15 protein-coding genes and 2 pseudogenes are annotated in these 17,107 nt (G+C 73.6%); 11 read left to right on the plus strand and 6 right to left on the minus strand.

Annotated elements, in window-relative coordinates:
- Positions 1-62: 62 nt before the first annotated feature.
- Positions 63-890 carry an aldo/keto reductase gene (locus HNR10_RS23030; protein WP_179826871.1) on the plus strand — a complete coding sequence of 276 codons (828 nt, stop codon included), beginning with the start codon at positions 63-65 and terminating at the stop codon, positions 888-890.
- Here the strand turns inward: HNR10_RS23030 and HNR10_RS32195 are convergent.
- The gene (locus tag HNR10_RS32195) at positions 826-1,173 is read right to left on the minus strand and encodes a ferredoxin (protein ID WP_179826873.1); all 348 of its coding nucleotides are present in this window, start codon (positions 1,171-1,173) and stop codon (positions 826-828) included. The genes HNR10_RS23030 and HNR10_RS32195 overlap by 65 nt on opposite strands.
- Complete coding sequence (locus HNR10_RS23040; RefSeq protein ID WP_218897948.1) at positions 1,170-2,036, minus strand: cytochrome P450 family protein; 867 nt, start codon at positions 2,034-2,036, stop codon at positions 1,170-1,172. Before HNR10_RS23040 ends, HNR10_RS32195 begins: the two co-directional genes overlap by 4 nt.
- On the opposite strand from HNR10_RS23040, the gene HNR10_RS30860 reads away from it, so the two are divergent.
- Both HNR10_RS30860 and HNR10_RS23045 read left to right on the plus strand, forming a co-directional pair.
- Positions 2,020-2,790 carry an SbtR family transcriptional regulator gene (locus tag HNR10_RS30860; protein ID WP_218897950.1) on the plus strand — a complete coding sequence of 257 codons (771 nt, stop codon included), beginning with the start codon at positions 2,020-2,022 and terminating at the stop codon, positions 2,788-2,790. The two genes, HNR10_RS23040 and HNR10_RS30860, sit on opposite strands and share 17 nt — an antisense overlap.
- A 277-nt stretch (positions 2,791-3,067) precedes the next feature.
- Entirely contained in the window at positions 3,068-4,732 is a 1,665-nt protein-coding gene (locus HNR10_RS23045; RefSeq protein WP_179826875.1) for a BCCT family transporter, read from the plus strand.
- Positions 4,733-4,834: 102 nt separating this feature from the next.
- Here HNR10_RS23045 and HNR10_RS23050 read toward each other — a convergent pair whose 3' ends face one another.
- A complete protein-coding gene (locus tag HNR10_RS23050; RefSeq protein WP_376769768.1) occupies positions 4,835-5,521 on the minus strand; it encodes a TetR/AcrR family transcriptional regulator in 687 nt (228 codons plus the stop codon).
- A 95-nt stretch (positions 5,522-5,616) separates the two neighbouring features.
- Between HNR10_RS23050 and HNR10_RS23055 the strand changes: the two genes are divergently transcribed.
- Together HNR10_RS23055 and HNR10_RS23060 are read left to right on the plus strand one after the other, a co-directional pair.
- Positions 5,617-6,816, plus strand: coding sequence for a DUF418 domain-containing protein (locus HNR10_RS23055; RefSeq protein ID WP_246406378.1), 1,200 nt, complete (start codon positions 5,617-5,619; stop codon positions 6,814-6,816).
- A gap of 25 nt (positions 6,817-6,841) precedes the next feature.
- Entirely contained in the window at positions 6,842-7,594 is a 753-nt protein-coding gene (locus HNR10_RS23060) for a nucleotidyltransferase domain-containing protein (protein WP_179826879.1), read from the plus strand.
- A gap of 61 nt (positions 7,595-7,655) precedes the next feature.
- Here HNR10_RS23060 and HNR10_RS23065 read toward each other — a convergent pair whose 3' ends face one another.
- Complete coding sequence (locus HNR10_RS23065; protein ID WP_179826881.1) at positions 7,656-8,648, minus strand: asparaginase; 993 nt, start codon at positions 8,646-8,648, stop codon at positions 7,656-7,658.
- Between the two features lie 265 nt (positions 8,649-8,913).
- On the opposite strand from HNR10_RS23065, the gene HNR10_RS23070 reads away from it, so the two are divergent.
- Together HNR10_RS23070 and HNR10_RS31810 are read left to right on the plus strand one after the other, a co-directional pair.
- On the plus strand, positions 8,914-9,519 hold the full coding sequence (locus HNR10_RS23070; protein ID WP_179826883.1) for a DUF7134 domain-containing protein: 606 nt from the start codon (positions 8,914-8,916) through the stop codon (positions 9,517-9,519).
- Between the two features lie 8 nt (positions 9,520-9,527).
- Positions 9,528-9,716: pseudogene (locus HNR10_RS31810) on the plus strand (TetR family transcriptional regulator); the annotation flags it as partial.
- A gap of 344 nt (positions 9,717-10,060) precedes the next feature.
- Here HNR10_RS31810 and HNR10_RS23075 read toward each other — a convergent pair.
- Entirely contained in the window at positions 10,061-11,452 is a 1,392-nt protein-coding gene (locus HNR10_RS23075; protein ID WP_179826891.1) for a benzoate/H(+) symporter BenE family transporter, read from the minus strand.
- A gap of 144 nt (positions 11,453-11,596) precedes the next feature.
- On the opposite strand from HNR10_RS23075, the pseudogene HNR10_RS23080 reads away from it, so the two are divergent.
- Positions 11,597-11,929: pseudogene (locus HNR10_RS23080) on the plus strand (SAM-dependent methyltransferase); the annotation flags it as partial.
- Positions 11,930-12,178: 249 nt separating this feature from the next.
- Here the strand turns inward: HNR10_RS23080 and HNR10_RS23085 are convergent.
- The gene (locus tag HNR10_RS23085; RefSeq protein WP_179826892.1) at positions 12,179-12,535 is read right to left on the minus strand and encodes an antibiotic biosynthesis monooxygenase family protein; all 357 of its coding nucleotides are present in this window, start codon (positions 12,533-12,535) and stop codon (positions 12,179-12,181) included.
- Between the two features lie 146 nt (positions 12,536-12,681).
- On the opposite strand from HNR10_RS23085, the gene HNR10_RS23090 reads away from it, so the two are divergent.
- From HNR10_RS23090 to HNR10_RS23100, 3 genes are all read left to right on the plus strand, one after another.
- The gene (locus HNR10_RS23090; RefSeq protein WP_179826893.1) at positions 12,682-13,776 is read left to right on the plus strand and encodes a winged helix DNA-binding domain-containing protein; all 1,095 of its coding nucleotides are present in this window, start codon (positions 12,682-12,684) and stop codon (positions 13,774-13,776) included.
- Positions 13,777-14,019: 243 nt separating this feature from the next.
- On the plus strand, positions 14,020-15,714 hold the full coding sequence (locus HNR10_RS23095) for an outer membrane protein assembly factor BamB family protein (protein ID WP_179826894.1): 1,695 nt from the start codon (positions 14,020-14,022) through the stop codon (positions 15,712-15,714).
- Positions 15,715-15,836: 122 nt separating this feature from the next.
- A complete protein-coding gene (locus tag HNR10_RS23100; protein ID WP_179826895.1) occupies positions 15,837-17,102 on the plus strand; it encodes a hypothetical protein in 1,266 nt (421 codons plus the stop codon).
- The last annotated feature ends 5 nt before the right edge of the window (positions 17,103-17,107 follow it).

Below are 17,107 nucleotides of genomic sequence, written 5' to 3' on the forward strand. Positions count from 1 at the left end.
CCGGCCCCGCACACCACCCCCCTCCCGTTCCACACCCGCTCCGTGACCACGGAAAGGTAGTCATGCAGCACGTCTCGCTGAACGACGGCCACACCATGCCGCAACTCGGGTTCGGTGTCTGGCAGGTGCCGGACGACCAGGCCCGGGGCGCGGTCGAGACCGCGCTGGAGGCCGGTTACCGCAGCATCGACACCGCGCGCATCTACGACAACGAGACCGGGGTCGGCCGCGCGGTCGCCGCCTCCGGCATCGACCGCGACGACCTGTTCGTCACCACCAAGCTGTGGAACGGCGACCAGGGCTACGACGCGACGCTCAAGGCCTTCGACGCCAGTCTGGAGCGCCTCGGCCTCGACCACGTCGACCTGTACCTCATCCACTGGCCGCTCCCCGCCCGGGACCTGTACGTGGACACCTGGCGTGCGATGGAGCGGATCCGATCCGAGGGCCGCGCCCGCTCGATCGGCGTCTCCAACTTCACCCGGTCCACCCTGGACCGGCTGGTCGCCGAGACCGAGGTCGTCCCCGTCCTCAACCAGATCGAGCTGCACCCCTACCTCAACCAGGCGGACATGCGCCGCGCCGACGCCGAGCACGGCGTCCTCACCGAGGCCTGGAGCCCGCTCGGCCAGGGCAAGGGCCTGCTGGAGGACCCCGTCCTGACCTCGCTGGGGGCCAAGCACGGCAAGTCCGCGGCCCAGGTGGTGCTGCGCTGGCACCTCCAGCTCGGCAACGTCGTCATCCCCAAGTCCGTGACTCCGTCGCGGATCCGGGAGAACATCGACGTGTTCGACTTCGAGCTGGACGCCGAGGACGTCGACGCGATCAGCGCGCTCGACCGCGGCGGCCGGATCGGCCCCGACCCCGACACCTTCGACTACACCGGCTGAGTGTTTGCCCGACGTGTCCCCGTACCGGTGCTCCGGTGCGGGGACACCGTCGTTCCCGGCCCCTGGACCAGACCCCTGGGCCCCGGCCCCTGGTCCCGGCCGGTCGGGCCGCCCGGGTCAGGTCCCCTCGACGGACGGCTCGGTCCGCACCGACCGGATGGCGCGGCTCGGGCATCAGCAGCCGGACCAGGCCGTCCTCCTCGTCCTGGTCGAAGACCTCCGGCGCGGTCAGCGCGCACAGGCCGGCCCCGGCGCACACGTTCCTGTCCACTGTGATCCTCATGAGCGCCTACCACGTGACGGGGAGTTCGTGCAGGCCGTGCAGGCCCACCGGGGGCAGACAGGGGAGCTCGTCCGCCGGGACGGACAGCCGCAGCCCGGGAACGCGCCCGAACAGCGCGCCGAGGACGACCTCCAGCTCCAGCCGCGCCAGGTTCTGCCCGAGGCACTGCGGGCCGGGACCCGGTCGGCGATGTTCAGGTACCGCAGCAGCTCCTCCACCGCGCCGGGCAGCAGGCCCGGGTCGGCGCGCAGGGCGGCGAGCCGGCCGGGGTTCTCCAGGAGCGCGACCGTGCTCAGCGCGATCATGTGCGCGGTGGTGCCGTGCCCGGCCAGGTGGAGCATCATGCTCGTGGTGATCACGTCCTCCCTGGTCATCCCGCCGTCGGCCAGGTGGCGCGTCACGAGCCCGCTGATGAGGCCGTCGTCGGGGTCGGCCTCCTTGCGGGCGACGAGGTCGCCGAGGTAGACGTGCAGGTCGTCGAAGGCTCGCCGGATCTGCGTCGGCCCGCTGCCCGCCGCCAGGGGGACGCGTGCCCGCTCCTCGAAGAACGCGTGGTTCTCGTAGGGCACGCCGAGGAGCCGGCAGATCACCAGTGAGGGGACCGGCAGGGCCAGCGCGCGCACCAGGTCGGTGGGCGCGTCGCCCGCGAGCACGGCGTCGATCCGCTCGTCGGCGATGCGCTGGATGGCGGGCCGCATCGCGCGCACGCGCCGCACGGTGAACCCGGGGATGACCTTGCGCCGCTGCTCGTCGTGCTCCGGCGGGTCCGTGCGCAGGAAGAACGGCTTCGTGGGCAGGGACGCCAGGACCGCGACCGCCGGGAAGGCGGCCGGGAACCCGGGCCTGGTGGCGTCGGCGCTCATGGCGGGGTCGGCCAGGACGGCACGTGCGTCGGCCGCGCGGGTGACGAGCCGGGCCGGGGTGCCGTCGGGCAGGCGTACGCGCAGGAAGGGGTGGTCGTCCCGCCGCTCGGTGTACTCGGCGGGCGGGTCGAAGGGGCACCGGCGCGGCAGCGGGAAGGCCGGCAGGTCGTGGATCGCGGTGTCGTGGGTCCTCGTGGGGATCGCGACGCTCTACCGGCGCTTCCCCGACCGGTCGTCGCTGGTCGTCGCGGTGGTGTTGGACAACCTGGGGATCATGCGGGCGGAACTGGAGCGCGTGGCGGAGGAGGGGCTGGACGCGTGGACCGGCCTGCTGCGGGTGATGCGCACGTTCGTCCTGGAGCTGCGGGTCGGCATGATGCTGCCGTTGATGCTCGAGGCCGTGCGCGGCCGTGAGTCGGACGGTGCGCTGGAGGACGCGGTGCGGGTCGCTACCGAGCGGCGCGACGAGGTGCTCGGCCGGATGGCGCGTCTGGTGGAACGGGCCCAGGCGGAGGGGGCGCTGCGCTCCGACGTCGCGGTGGGCGACGTGATGATCGGGTTCGTCCAGCTGTCCCGGCCGCTCCCGCTCGGCTCGCGGGAGTTCGGCCGCGAGGCGACCCTGCGGCACTTCGGGCTGTTCGCGGACGGACTGAGGGCGGCGCCCGAGGGTGCGCCGAGGACGACGGAGCTGGCGGGGGAGCCGCTGACGGGCGAGGACATCGGAGCCCACCTGCTCCTGCGGGTCGAGCGGTGAGCCCGCGCCGTCCCGCACGCGGCACCGGAGCCGTGCGCGGGGCGGGTCGTCGCGGCCGATCGGTGGTGGGCCCACCGCGCGACCGGCCCGGAACGAGTGGGTGAATTGTCCGCATTGTGAATGATGTCGCTCGGCAATGGCGTTTCACGCGGCGATTCCGGACGACGATCCCGTGCCGTTCTGTGCATTCCCGTGTGCTCTCCGCGATTCTGGGGAAGGACGCCTCCAACGTCCGCCAGCCTGTCCCCGGAGACCGTTCCACAAGAAAGCAGACGGCATGTTCGCACACCTCGCCCGCATACTGGGGCTTCGGACGAATCCGGTCATTTTCTTCGCGGCCGCGGGGCTGACGCTCTTCTTCGTCCTGTGGTCGATCCTCTCCACGGAGACGGTCGACCTGGTCTTCGGTGCCACCTCGGCCTGGATCCTGTCCCGTCTGGGCTGGTTCTACATCCTGGGCGTGACCACCTTCCTCATCTTCCTGATCTGGATCGCGCTCAGCCGTTTCGGCCGCGTCCGGCTGGGCGATCAGAACAGCCGTCCCGAGTACAGCAACGTGGCGTGGTTCTGCATGCTCTTCGCCGCGGGCATCGGCAGCATCCTGATGTTCTGGGGCGTGGCCGAACCCATCAGCCACTTCGCCCAACCTCCGCAGCAGAACGTCGAACCCGAGTCGGTCCAGGCCGCCCAACAGGCGATGGGATTCACGCTCTACCATTTCGGGCTGCACACGTGGACGATCTTCTGCCTGCCGGGGCTGGCGTTCGCCTACTTCGTCTACCGCAAGGGCCTGCCGTTCCGGGTGAGCTCGATCTTCCACCCGCTGATCGGCGAGCGCATCAACGGGCCCATCGGCCGCGCGATCGACGTGATCGCCGTGCTGGGCACGCTCTTCGGCGTCGCGGTCACCATCGGCCTGGGCACCATGCAGATCAACAGCGGCCTCAACGTGCTGTTCGGCGTGGAGGAGAGCCGGCTCAACCAGGTCATCCTCATCGCGATCGTCACCGCGATCGCGGTGACGTCGGTGGTCAGCGGACTCGACGTCGGCATCAAGTGGCTGTCGCAGATCAACATCGTCCTGGCGGTGGGGCTGCTCGCCTTCGTCTTCCTGGCGGGGTCCTCGCTGTTCCTGGCCAGGGGCGTCATCGAGACGACCGGGATCTACCTGTCGTGGCTCGTCCCGCTGTCGTTCTGGAACGACACCTTCGGCAACACCGGCTGGCAGGGCACGTGGACGGTGTTCTACTGGGCGTGGACCATCACGTGGTCGCCCTTCGTGGGGATCTTCATCGCGCGCATCTCCAAGGGGCGCACCATCCGCGAGTTCGTGATCGGTGTTCTGGCGCTGCCCACGGCCTTCAGCATCGTGTGGTTCAGCGTCTTCGGGCTCTCCGCCTTCGACATCGAGCTGAACCAGGGCGGCGGCCTCGTCGAGGAGGTGGTCGTCCAGGAGGACATCCCCGGAGCGCTCTTCGCCTTCCTGACGCACTATCCGTTCGCCACGGCGGTGTCGGTGCTGAGCATCGTCATCGTCATCATCTTCTTCACCACCTCCTCGGACTCGGCGTCCCTGGTGGTGGACATGCTCTGCTCGGGCTCGGCCACCGGGCCCACCCGCCAGCGGGTGTTCTGGGGCGTGACCGAGGGCGTGGTCGCGGCGACCGTGCTGACCGCGACGGGCAAGGACGGGCTGGACGCCCTGTCGGAGACGATCATCGTGTTCGGGCTGCCGTTTTTCGTGATCGCGTTCCTCATGATGTTCGCCCTCGTACGCTCCCTGCGGCAGGAGGAACTCGCGGGGACGGCCTACCAGGGCGCGAGCCGGGCCGGGCCCGTCGAACCGGCGGTCGGCCCGGGCGAGGCCGCGACCGGACCGGACGAGCCGGGGGCGGGCCCCGAGGCGGCGGCCGGCCCCGGGCAGGACCAGCGCGACGACTGACCCGTGAACGGGCGGCCGGCCCACTCGGGGCCGGCCGCCCGAGCGGTCACACGACCGGTCCCGGGCCGACCGTCCCGTCGGCCCCCGGTCGGATCCCGTCCGTCACCGCGGGTCGCGGCCGAGGGCCGGCAGGAGCACCTCGTCCACGATCCGCTCGACGTAGTCCGGCGAGGGCGGTTCGAGCTGGTCCAGGGTGTACTTGACCATCATCGCCTCGCCGATGTCGACGGTCACCGGGGTGACCCGCGCCGGATCGATCCGCCCCCGGTCGGCGTAGTGCCGGAGCACCGTGGCGGTGAAGCGCCCGCCCCTGGGCCCGTACACCTCCCGCCACAGCCGCTCGTTGAACTCGGGCCGGTAGGACGCCTCGGCCACGCAGGAGAGCATCACCGGGCCCAGCGGCTCCTGGCCCATGAGCCCGTGGAAGAGCATCAGGGCGGCGACGAGGTCGCCGCGCAGGTCGTCGGCGGCGGCGGAGGGCGCCTCCTGGGGATAGGCGCTGTGCAGCGCCTCCATCAGGATGTCCTCCGGTGTGGACCAGCGGCGGTAGAGCGACGTCTTGGCCGTGCCCGCGCGCCGGGCCACGCCCTCCATGGTGAGTCGGGCGACGCCGTTCTCGGCGGCCTCGCGCAGCACCGCGTCGTGGATGGCGTCGACGAGCGCCTGCCCGCGCCGTCGTGTCGGCTTGGACGGCACGTCGGCCGCTCCCGGCGTCCCGGGCGTGCCGGGTGTCCCAGGCGCCTCGGGCGCAACGGACTCCGCTGCGGATGGCCGCTTCCGGTCAGTCACGTGGTTTCTTTCTAAGCTACGGCGTCGTATCTTAAAGTGGTCCAATGAGATACGGGAGCGTATCTCACGTTGCCCCGTCCCCCGGGAGCCCGACCATGTCCTCTCCTCCGACCTCCGCCCATCCCGGCGCCGCCCCGGTGACCCTGGCCCGGCGCTCGCTCGCCCCCGACCTCGCCCGCGGGTTCATGCTGCTGGTCATCGCCACCGTACACGCGCACATGTTCCGGCAGATGTCCACGGGCGGCGGTGAGACCTTCGCCCTGACCGGCACCCTCGACACCGCCGTCACCGCGTTCATGATGATGTTCGCGGAGAGCCGTGGGTACCCCATGTTCGCGGCCCTGTTCGGGTACGGCCTCGCCCAGATCCTCCTGCGCCGCACCGCCGAGGGCCACGGCACGACGTGGGTGCGCTCCCTGGTGCGCCGCCGCGGCCGGTGGCTCATGGTCATCGGCTTCCTGCACACCCTCCTGCTCTTCTACGGCGACATCATCGGTGTGTACGGCCTCATCGCCCTGGTCTTCGCGGGCCTGCTCCGGGCGAGCGACCGGCGCCTGCTGGCCCACGGCTTCGCCTGGATGTCGGTCGGGTCCCTGCTGTACGCCGCCGCCATGACCGCGGCCCTCTCCGGGGGCGACCCGCAACAGCAGAGCGCGGCGGAACTGACGCCGCTCACCGACATGCTCATGCGCCTGGGGAGCTGGCCGGTCATGCTCGTGCTGATGACCCTGGTGTCGGTGTTCCCGTTCACGGTCGGTGTCTGGGCGGCCCGCCGCAGGCTGCTGGAGGAGCCCGAGCGGCACCTGGCCCTGCTGCGCCGCGTCGCGCTCGTCGGCATCCCCGTGGCCGCTCTGGGCGGACTTCCGCGGGCCCTCGTGGCCGTTCAGGTGTGGCCGTCGGACTTCGCCCCGTCGTTCGCGGCGGGCTGGCTCCACGTGCTCTCCGGCTACGCGGGCGGGTTCGGCTACGCCGCGCTCATCGCGCTGGTGGCGGTCCGGATCGGTGCCCGCCGGGGGCCGGTCGTGCAGGCCCTGGCCGCGACCGGGCAGCGTTCCATGACCTGCTACCTGTTGCAGTCGGTGGCCTGGGTCGTGCTGTTCCTGCCCTACACCCTCGACCTGGCGCGGAGCCTGTCCGACGCCGCCGCCGTCCTGGTGGGCGCCGCGGTGTGGCTGGCCACCGTGGTCCTGGCCGACCTCATGCGGCGCGCCGGCCTGCGCGGTCCGGCCGAGGCCTTCCTCCGCCGGCGCACCTACGGGCCACCCGCACGGACCGCCGACGCCGCCCCGCGGTGATCCGGGTTCCCGGCATGATGGGGCCATGACCACCGACGACGAACGCTTCCTGGCCGCGACCGCCGACCGCCTCTCGTCCCTGCCGGGCGTGCGGGCGGTCAGCCTCGGCGGCTCCCGTGCCCAGGGCACCCACCGGCCCGACAGCGACTGGGACCTGGCCGTGTACTATCGCGGCGCCTTCGACCCCCAGGACCTGCGCGACACGGGCTGGGAGGGCGAAGTGTCCGAGATCGGCGGCTGGGGCGGGGGCGTCTTCAACGGCGGGGCGTGGCTGCGTGTCGACGGCCGCAGGGTGGACGTGCACTACCGCGACCTCGACGACGTGGAACACCGGTGGGCCGAGGCCGAGCGCGGGCGTTTCGGGATCGAACCGCTGATGTTCCACCTGGCGGGCATCCCCACCTACCTCGTGGTCGCCGAACTGGCGCTGGGCCGGGTGCTCGTCGGCGACCTGCCCCGCCCGGAGCACCCGAAGGCCCTGCGCGCCTCCGCGCCCGGCGTCTGGCGGGGCCGCGCCGCGGCCACCCTGTCCTACGCCGAGCACGCCCACGCCCCGCACGGCCGGGTCGCCCAGTGCGCCGGACTCGTCGCCCAGGCGGCGGTCCAGACGGCGCACGCCGTCCTCGCCGAACGAGGGGAGTGGGTCACCAACGACAAGACGCTGCTGGCACGCGCCGGGCTGACGGAGATCGACCTGGTGGTGGCGGGAATGACCGCCGACCCGCAGGACCTGGTGCTCGCCGTGGCCGAGACCGGCCGGGTCCTGGCCACCGCCTGAGCGCCGGGGCGGCCCGGGGTCCAGGGCGGGGCCGCCGCCCGCGCGGGCGGGGTGACAGGGCTCAGGACAGCGCGGCGACGGCCCTGAGCCAGTCCCGGCACCGGGCGGCGGCGCCCCGCGATCCGTCGGCGTGGGTCAGCACCGCCGCCAGCAGCAGCCGCGCCTGCCACGGCGACAGGTCGCCCGCGGGGATGGCGCCCGCGCGCTCCAGGTCCGCGCCCCCGCCCGCGTACACGCCGCGCACCGGGCCCGCTCCGACCCGGCTCGCCACGACCACCGGAGTGCCCGCGTCGAGCAGGTCCAGGCACGCCGCCGTCACCTCGGGCGTGGCGTTGCCCGCGCCGAACGCCGCCAGGACGATGCCGCGCGCCCCCGCGGCGACCGCCGCCCGCACCGCCGTGGCGTCCGAGCCCAGATACTGGCCGACGACCTCCACCCTGGGCAGGGCGGCGTCGGTCGACAGCAGCGCCGGCGCGGCCGCCGGTACGGCGTAGGGCCGCACGCCCGTGTCGTCGACGGCGGCGACGGGGCCGCGCCCCGGCGCCGCGAAGCCGTTCAGGCCGAGCGTGTGCACCTTGCGGGTGCCCACGGCGGGCAGGACGGTGTCGCCGAACACCACGCTGACCCCGGTTCCGCGTGCCCGCGGGTCGGCGACCCAGCGCAGCGCCGCCGCCAGGTTGCGCGGGCCGTCGGGGGCGGGATCGTCGAAGGAGCGCTGTGCGCCGGTGAAGGCCACCGGGGCCTGGTGGCGGTGGGTGAGGGCCACGAGGAACGCCGACTCCTCCATGGAGTCGGTGCCGTGGGTGACGACCACGCCGTCCGCGCGGGCCGCGGCCTCGTCCACGGCGCGCGCCAGGGTCATGACGTCGTCGAGGGACGCCGCGGAGCTGATGATCCGGTTCACGTCGAGCGCCTCGACCCGCACGTCCTCCAGGTCCCACACCTCGGCCGCGGCGGCGGCCAGTCGCCCGGCGTCCACGCTGACCGCCAGGCCCGCCTCGCTCGCCGTCGTGGCGATGGTGCCTCCGGTACTCAACAGGACCACGTGCCGCATGGGGCCTCCCTCGCCGCTACGGGCAGATCGGACATCAGGTGCGACCGGTGCCTGAGGCATCGCCTCCGGCACGAACGGGTCGGTAGACCCCAGTCCCTCCCATCATCCATGTCCGGAGTACCCGTCTCCACACGAGCGGCCCGCGCGGCGCCCGATGTCCGACGTGTCCGTTCTCACCCCCGCCGCCACGCGAAACCCGCCGTCCTTGCGTCGGTCCTCGTCCGTGTCTAAGTTAGTGAGTGCCCACTCACTTATGGAGGTGCGTATGCCCCCCACGCCCCGGCCCCACCCCTCCGCGGAGCCCGGTACCCGGCGTGCCCGAGCCCTCGACGCCGGGATCGCCGCCCTCGTGCTCCTGGTCGAAATCGCCGCGACCTACGGCAGCCTCACCGGCCCGCCGCTCGATCCCGTCGACGGCTGGACGCTCGCCCGGCCCACGGACGCCGTCGCCTTCGCCGCCGTGGCCGTGGGCTGCGCGGCCCTGTACTGGCGCCGCACCCGGCCGGTCCCCGCCCTGGTGGTCGCCACCGCCGCCTACGCGCTGTTCCTGCTGCGCGACTACGAGCTGGGGCTCTTCCTCGCCCCGATGGTCGCCCTCTACTCCGTCGCCGCCCTGGGGCGGTCCGGGCCCGCGGCCCTTGCCTCGGGCTCGGTCGCCGTGGCCGCCTCCCTCCTGTGGGTGCGGGCCAGGACCGAGGCCCTCACCGATCCCGGGACCGCCCTGCTGGCCTGGGTCGCCTTCGGGACCGTGATAGTGGTGTTCCTCGCCGGTTCGTTCGTCGCGGGGGAGCTGGTGCGCTGCCACCGGCTGCTCTCCCCGCGCGCGAACACCCGGACCGGCGCGCCCACCGCACCCCGCCCAGCCCGCTAGGAGTCTCCATGGACGGCGAGCCCAGGAAGCGGCGACCGCGTTCGACGGCCGCGCGGACCCGTCTGCACATCCTGGACACCGCCGCCGAGGTCCTGGACCGTCTGGGGATGGCCCGCGCCACGACCAAGGAGATCGCCCTGGCCTCCGGGTACTCCGAGGCCACGCTCTACAAGCACTTCACCGACAAGTCCGAGCTCATCCTGGAGGTCATGCGCCACCGCTTCCCGCCGTTCGTCGAGGACCTCGCGCGCATGCCCGAGCGCGCCGGACACGGCAGTGTGCGCGACAACCTCGTCGACCTCGTGACCCGGGCCGTCCCCTTCTTCCGGCACGGCGCTCCCATGCTCGGGTCCCTGTTCGCCGAACCCGAACTGCTGCGCCGCCACCGGGAGGGGATGGCCCGGCACGGAGCCGGTCCGCTCAACGTCAACCGCGGGTTCGCCGCCTACCTGGAGGCGGAACGACGGCTGGGCCGGGTCCCCGCGGACACCGACGCCGCGGCGTCGGCCGCCCTGCTCGTGGGCGCCTGTTTCCAGCGCGGCTACTTCGAGGCCTTCTCCGAGGGCGGTGCGGACTTCCCGCCGCTGGACCGGTTCGCCGCCGACGTCGTGGCCGCCTCCGGGCTCGTGTCCGAGTCGGGCTCCGAACCCGGTTCCGTTTCCGAACCCGGCGCGGCATCCGAACCCGCGTCCGCGTCCGGCTCCGGAGACGACCCGGACTCCACCTCCGAGCCGGCCTGAACCGTCGCCCGCGAACGGCGCCAGGCCCCCGTGACCAGCAGGGTCAGCACGCCGGCGACCAGCCCCCAGAAGGCCGACCCCACTCCCAGCAGCGTGAACCCCGACGCGGTGGCCAGGAAGGTCACCACCGCCGCCTCCCGCGACCGTTCGTCGCCCAGTGCCGAGGCCAGCGACCCCCCGATCGTGCCGAGCAGGCCCAGGCCCGCGATCGCCAGGATCAGCGTCGTGGGCAGGGCGGCCAGGAGCGAGGCGACCGTGGCGCCGAAGACGCCCACGCACAGGTAGAAGATCCCGGCCCACACCGCGGCCGTGAACCGCCGCTCGCGGTCCGGGTGCGCCTGAGGTCCGGTGCAGATCGCCGCGGTGATCGCGGCCAGGTTCAGGCCGTAGCAGCCGAACGGCGCGAGCAGCATGTTGGTCAGCCCCGTCCAGCCCAGCACCGGCGAGATCGGCACCCGGTAGCCGTCGCCGCGCAGCACCGCCACCCCGGGCAGGTTCTGCGAGGCCATGGTGACCACGAACAGGGGCACGCCGACGCTCACCATCACCTGCCAGGAGAACTCCGGCGCCACGAACACCGGCCGGGCCAGTGCGGGTGCCACCTCGCCCAGGTCCAGGGTGCCGTTCACCGCCGCCACCGCGCCGCCCGCCACCAGCGCGAGCAGGACCGCGTAGCGGGGGAGCCAGCGGCGGCACACCAGGTACACCGCGAACATCGCGAAGACCACGGTGAAGTCGCCCTCCATGCTCGTGAAGAGGCCGAGGCCGAACTGGAGCAGCACCCCCGCGAGCAGACCCGCCGCCAGCGGCACCGGCACGCGGTCCATGACCTTCTCGAACCAGCCGGTCACACCGCTCAGTGTGATCAGCGCCGCGGAGAACAGGAACGCGCCGACCGCCTGCGGCATCGTGACGCCGTCCAGGCCGACCGCGAGCAGCGCCGCGCCGGGCGTGGACCAGGCGGTGACCACCGGTGCCCGGTAGCGCAACGACAGGCCCACACAGGTGACGGCCATGCCCACGCCCAGGGCCAGCACCCACGAGGCGGTCTGCCCGGGCGTCGCCCCGGCGGCGTCGGCCGCGGCGAACACGATCGCGATCGAGCTGGTCACGCCGACCAGCACGGCGATCAGGCCGGCGGCGACGGCGGAGACGGGGGCCGCGAGACGGGCGTAGCGGACGAGGGCTCTCATGATCCCCCATCCTCGCTGCTGCCGGGGAGTGGCCGGTACGCGGGTCACCCGATCCCGGGATCGTCCCAGGGGAGGCCGACACGTGCGTGCGGGCGGGTCGAATTCGGTGGACACCGGCTGCTCCGATCGGCCGGCCTGACCCGCATGGGACGAACCTTCGACGAACTCGTGGCCGAGGCCGAGGCGGCCCCCACCGAGGGGTGGGACTTCTCGTGGCTGGAGGGGCGGGCCACGGAAGAGCGGCCCTCCTGGGGTCACCAGCGGACCATGGGGGAGCGCCTGGCGGGTGCGAGCGCCGCGCTCGACATCCAGACCGGCGGCGGCGAGGTGCTGGCCGGGATCCGGCGCCGGGCCCCGCTGACGGTGGCCACGGAGGGATGGCCGCCGAACGTGGCCAGGGCCACGCGACTGCTGCACCCGCTCGGGGTCGCCGTGGTCGCCGACACCGACGAACCGCCGCTGCCGTTCGCCGACGGCCCACCGCGACCGGCTCCGTGCGATGCACGAGCTGATCGAGCGGGAGGGGCCGTTCGTGGCGCACACGACCCGGTTCCTCATCGAGGCCCGCACACCGGAGTGAGGCGGCCGGTGAGGCGACCACAGAAGAAATCTACGACGTAAAGGTCCAGGCGGCCACGCGGTGCGTTTGGGGGGACGACAGGACGGGAGAGCCGGGGGTGCCGGTGGAACCGGGGATCCCGGCCCCACCGACGCCCGACCCGGCGGCTAGGACTCAGCCTTGACGTGCTGGATGACCTCGAAGCCCCACATCTCACTGCCGGTCGCGGCCGGGCCGCCGTGCCCGTGGCCGTGACCCGTGCGGCCCTCCGCCTCGGCCTCCTTCGCGGCCTGCGCGTGGCCCTCCTTGAAGGCCTGGCCGTTCACCCAGTTCTGGAAGTCCTCCTCGGACCGCCACCGGGTGTACACCAGGTACTTGTCCGTCCCCTCGACCGGGCGCAGCAGCTGGAACTCCTCGAACCCCGGCTGGTTCTCCACCAGTCCGGCGCGCTTGGCGAACCGCGCCTCCAGGGTGGCCCCCTCGCCCACGGGGACGGTCAGGACGTTGAACTTGACGACGCTCACGCGGCACCTCTCTCCGTTGTCTCCGAACTCACGCCCAACCTAGGGCAGGTTCGGCGCACCACCTTCACCCGACCGGCCAACCCGGGCCGATCCGCCGGGGGAGTGGCGGACAGCGGTCGACCGCGACGGCCGCTACCGTCCGACCCATGACCCCACTCGACCGGCGCACACTGAATCGGACGACCCTGTCCCGGCAGCTCCTGCTGGACCGCGCGAGCACGCCCCCGTACGAGGTCGTACGCCGCCTCGTCGGCCTCCAGGCGCAGGACCCCGAACCGCCCTACGTCGGCCTGTGGTCGCGGATCGCGGACTTCACCACGGACGGACTCACCGACCTGCTCCACGACCGCGCGGTGGTCCGGGGAACGATGTTCCGGGGCACGCAGCACCTCGTCACCGCCGACGACTACCGGTGGCTGCGGCCCACCCTCCAGCCGCTCCTCACCCGTTGGCAGCGGGGCGCCTTCGGCCGCTCCACGGCAGGGCTCGACCTGGGCGAACTGACCGCCGCCGCCCGCGAACTCCTCGCGGGCGGTACCGTGTCCCGCCCGGAGCTCGCCCGCGCGCTGGGCGAGCGCTGGCCGGACCGCGATCCGGTGGGACTCGCCCGCTCGGTCCAGGGGCTCCTGCCGATCCTGCACCCGCCGCCCGACGGAGTGTGGGGCCGCCGGGGGCCGACCCCGTTCGTGCTTGCCGAACAGTGGCTCGGCGGCCCGCTCGCGGACCGGGCCGACACGGAGCGGCTGGTCCTGCGCTACCTGGCGGCCTTCGGCCCGGCCTCGGTCAGGGACGTCCAGGCGTGGAGCGGCATGACCCGGCTGCGGTCCGTGCTGGAGGGCCTGCGCCCGCGTCTGGCGGTCCGGCGCGACCGGGACGGCCGTGAGCTGTTCGACCTGCCCGACGCCCCGGTCGCCGACCCGGACACCCCGGCGCCCGTGCGGTTCCTGGCCCTGCTCGACAACGTGCTCGTGGGCTACGACGACCGGTCGCGCCTGGTGGCCGACCACCAGCGCGTCCACCTGATGGTCCACCCGCCCGTGACGGTCGACGGGTTCGTGCGCGGGTTGTGGCGGATCGAACGCGACAAGGAGACGGGGGCGGCCCTGCTGGACGTCCGGCTCTTCGAGCCGCTGTCGCCGGCCGAGGAGGACGCCGTCACGGGCGAGGGCCTGCGCCTGCTCCGCTTCGCAGCCCCCGACACCGCCGAACACGATCTCCACCTGCGCCCCCTCGACCCCTGACGAGCCGAGACGGGGCCGTCCGCCCGGGCGGCTCGACGCCGGGCCAGCCGGGAACCGGCGCGGCGGCCTCCGGCGCGTGCCGGTTTTGACGCGCTCACGCGCTCCTTCTACCTTTTTCGAATGTCCACCCCCGTACTTTCCTGGTTCGCCGGCGGCCTGTCGGTCTGCGGGTCGGCCGTCCTCCTCTGGGCGGCCACGTCGGCGTACCGGTCCGGTGACGGCCATCCCTGAACCGCCTACGCGGTGCTGGTGCTGCTCGCCGTCGTCGTCCTCGGCGCGCTGCTGTACCGGCTCCTGCCGGCCCAGCGGCACCCGGAGACCGCGGTGGCGCCCCGCCTGGTGCTCGCCGCCGTCGCCGTCCTCGTCGTGCTCCTCTGCGTGCCCGCGTGGACGGTCGTGCTGGGGGTGCGCGGGGAGGCGACCAAGGGATTCGTGGACTTCACCGCGTGGGGCCTCGCCCTGGGGCCCGCCCTGGTCGCGGTCGCGCTGGCGCTCCCCGCGCTGGTTCCCGCCCGTGCCCCCGGCCGCCGGTGGCTCGCCCCCCTCGCGGGAGTGTCGGGCCTGGCGCTCGGCGCCGGACTGGTCGCGTTGGTCGTCGCGGCGGTCGAACTGCGCCCGGTGGACTCCACGTCCGCCCCGGCACCCGAGACGGCGGCCACGGACGCGGCCCGGGCGTCCGCCCCGGCCGGGGTGAGCGGGGTCGGCTGGCGGTGGCGGGTGCCCGAGGGCCAGGACGTGGTGGACACGGTGGTGGCGGGCGCGGGCGCCGCGGTCCTGCACACGAAGGGGGTCACCCTCCTGGACACGCGCACCGGCCGGGAACGCTGGCGGTACTGGCGCGCGGACGCTCGCGCCACCGACATCGCGGCGGCCCCGGACGGCGGCGCGCTGGTGGTCTCGTTCAGCGCCAGGGACCACACGGGCGGATCCGCGCTGCGGCTGGTCGCCCTCGACGCCGCCACGGGCCGGGTCCGCGCGGAGTACCGGAGCCCGGACGTCGACTTCGGGGACGCCTTCCCCACGCTGCCCGAGACCTTCGCGGTGACGGCCGACACCTTCCTCATGGAGGGCGGGGGAGCCGGTGGCGACGGCCGGTCCTTCACCGCCTACGACCTGGACTCGGGGGAGGAGGCCTGGCGGTTCGACCCGCCCGACGGCTGTGTGCCGAACCGGTGGAACCCGTACGGCGTCCTGCGCGGCGAGGTGGTGGCGCTGGTCCAGTGCGGGCTGTCGGCCGAGGAAGCGGGGGACCCCGACCGGGCGCCCCTCGACCACGACGCCCTGCTGGTGGGCCTCGACCCGGCCGACGGGTCGCAGTTGTGGCGGCACGAGGAGCCGGTCACCGCCGTCCCGTACTGGGTGCGGTCGCAGGTCTCCCCTGACGGCGGGGTGTACGCGCTGGAGTGGGAGACCGGCGACGGTGAGGGCACGCGCGGGAACCTGTTCGTGCGGCCCGGTGGCGAGGTGGCGGCGCGCGACCTCGCCGACCTGCGGGACATGATGGCCTGGGAGGGCGGCGGCACGCGCACCTCGGACGGGTTCGTGACCAGCGGGGAGGACGAGGACGCCGGGGAGGGCGACGAGCGGTTCGACCGCTACACGTCGCACTCGTTCGAGGGGGAGGAGCGCGTCGCCGCGGTCGAGCACGTGCCCTCCCTCCGGGGCGGCACGCTGGCCCTGGCCGACCAGCTCGTCGTCCTGCGCAGCCTGCACCCCATCGGGGACCTGCCGCACCACGAGGAACCCCTGTTGGTGCTGTTGCAGTCCTGGGACGTGGCCGCGGACGAGGAGTCGGTGCGGTTGGAGTTCCCGCTGGGCCGGAACGGCGACCGCTCAGGTTCGGTGTGGGAGGCGCGCGGCCGGTCGTCGCTGTACGCGGCTCCGGGCGCGGTGGTCGTGGCGAGGCCGGGCGCGCTGGAGGTCGTCGGTCTCCAGTGACGCCGGCCGTGGTGAAACCGGTGGGGTTCGAGGGGAACCGGTCGAGTGGTGGGGCGCATCTGATGGGACAGCCGCGCCCGCGACCGTGCGGGCGTCCCTGAGACACCGGAGCGCACCGAGCCATGAGTCCCGCGTCCTTCCACCAGCCCGGCCGTCCCGGGGACCTGCCGCATCCGGGGCTGCTCTGGGCCCACAGCAGGATCGAACTCGGCGCCTACCGCCTCCTCGAAGCACGGCCGGAGGAGACCTTCGACTACGACCCGGTCGGGACGACGTACACGCGCGGTGGATTCACGCTGGGCCCGCACGGCACGCACTTCGACAACTCGGCGGGCTGCTGGTGGCGGCTGACCTGGGTCGAGGGCGGCCGGGCCGTCCTGACCGGGTGGGAGCCGCTGGGCCAGGACACCATCGACGAGGAGCTGGACCTGCTCGCGGGCGGGCCCGACTGGCTGCCGTGGGAGTGGCTGGACACGCTCATCGCCCGGTACCTGCACGAGCAGATGGGGGTGTCCTTCCTCTACTGGTGGGACGGTGCCGTCTGGGGTCGCACGGACTACCCCGATGCCGTCGGGGACGACGGCCTGGTCACCGTGGAGGGCTTCGGCACTCCCGAGCGCCTGCTCGGCTTCCTGTCCGTGCACTTCCCGGACGACGAACACCATCGCGCGGTGGCGGCCGACCTGCTGCGGCACGTCGCCGAAGGCGGCGACGACGCCCGGGCCTGGGCCCTGTTCCGGGAGCTGTACGGCACCGATCGCGTGGACCCGGACGCGGCACGCGAACTGCTCGGCGCGGACTGGTTCACACGGCGGGACGACCCCATGCCCGCCGGGACCCCGTCGGCCACGCCCCGGCGGCGGCGCGTGCTGAAGACCGCCGACTGGCAGGCCATGGTCGCCCGCGCCATGCGGGCCGCGACCGAGGCGCCGCGACCCGCCCCGGCGGAGACCGAGGAACTGCGCACGTTGCGCGGGGCCCTGCGCTCACTGGCCGCCGAGCGCGGCGGGGAGCTGACGTTCACGGTGGCCTGCGAGCGGGGGGCCATGAGCTTCCCCCAGCTGGTGGACGCCTCGGGCGAGGCCCTGGAACCGCCGTGGGAGGACCGGATGCTGCCCTGGCGGCTGCGCGGGGCGGAGGCCCACCCCGAGCACGGCTCCTGGTACTTCCTGCGGGCCGTCGCCACCGCCGCCGACGTCGTGGTCGAGCGCGCCTATGACCACTGGCCGGAGTGGGGCCGGCGGTCGGGCCGCTTCCCGGACCGGATGTTCCCGCCGCGGCTGCCCGACCTGCAGGACGAGATGGCCGCCCGTGCGCCGCGGTGGAGGCCGGAGTGGGTGCGTCTGCTGGACGACGAGATCCGCTACGCCCCGCCGACGGACGTGTGAGCGGC

Origin of the sequence: Nocardiopsis aegyptia (genome assembly GCF_013410755.1) — a bacterium.
Classification (GTDB): Bacteria; Actinomycetota; Actinomycetes; order Streptosporangiales; family Streptosporangiaceae; genus Nocardiopsis; species Nocardiopsis aegyptia.

Excerpts from the sequence above, each read along its gene's own strand:
- HNR10_RS23030 (WP_179826871.1), top strand. The coding sequence starts at position 63 with ATGCAGCACGTCTCGCTGAACGACGGCCACACCATGCCGCAACTCGGG.
- HNR10_RS32195 (WP_179826873.1), bottom strand. The coding sequence starts at position 1,173 with ATGAGGATCACAGTGGACAGGAACGTGTGCGCCGGGGCCGGCCTGTGC.
- HNR10_RS23040 (WP_218897948.1), bottom strand. The coding sequence starts at position 2,036 with ATGAGCGCCGACGCCACCAGGCCCGGGTTCCCGGCCGCCTTCCCGGCG.
- HNR10_RS23045 (WP_179826875.1), top strand. The coding sequence starts at position 3,068 with ATGTTCGCACACCTCGCCCGCATACTGGGGCTTCGGACGAATCCGGTC.
- HNR10_RS23055 (WP_246406378.1), top strand. The coding sequence starts at position 5,617 with ATGTCCTCTCCTCCGACCTCCGCCCATCCCGGCGCCGCCCCGGTGACC.
- HNR10_RS23060 (WP_179826879.1), top strand. The coding sequence starts at position 6,842 with ATGACCACCGACGACGAACGCTTCCTGGCCGCGACCGCCGACCGCCTC.
- HNR10_RS23065 (WP_179826881.1), bottom strand. The coding sequence starts at position 8,648 with ATGCGGCACGTGGTCCTGTTGAGTACCGGAGGCACCATCGCCACGACG.
- HNR10_RS23070 (WP_179826883.1), top strand. The coding sequence starts at position 8,914 with ATGCCCCCCACGCCCCGGCCCCACCCCTCCGCGGAGCCCGGTACCCGG.
- HNR10_RS23075 (WP_179826891.1), bottom strand. The coding sequence starts at position 11,452 with ATGAGAGCCCTCGTCCGCTACGCCCGTCTCGCGGCCCCCGTCTCCGCC.
- HNR10_RS23090 (WP_179826893.1), top strand. The coding sequence starts at position 12,682 with ATGACCCCACTCGACCGGCGCACACTGAATCGGACGACCCTGTCCCGG.
- HNR10_RS23100 (WP_179826895.1), top strand. The coding sequence starts at position 15,837 with ATGAGTCCCGCGTCCTTCCACCAGCCCGGCCGTCCCGGGGACCTGCCG.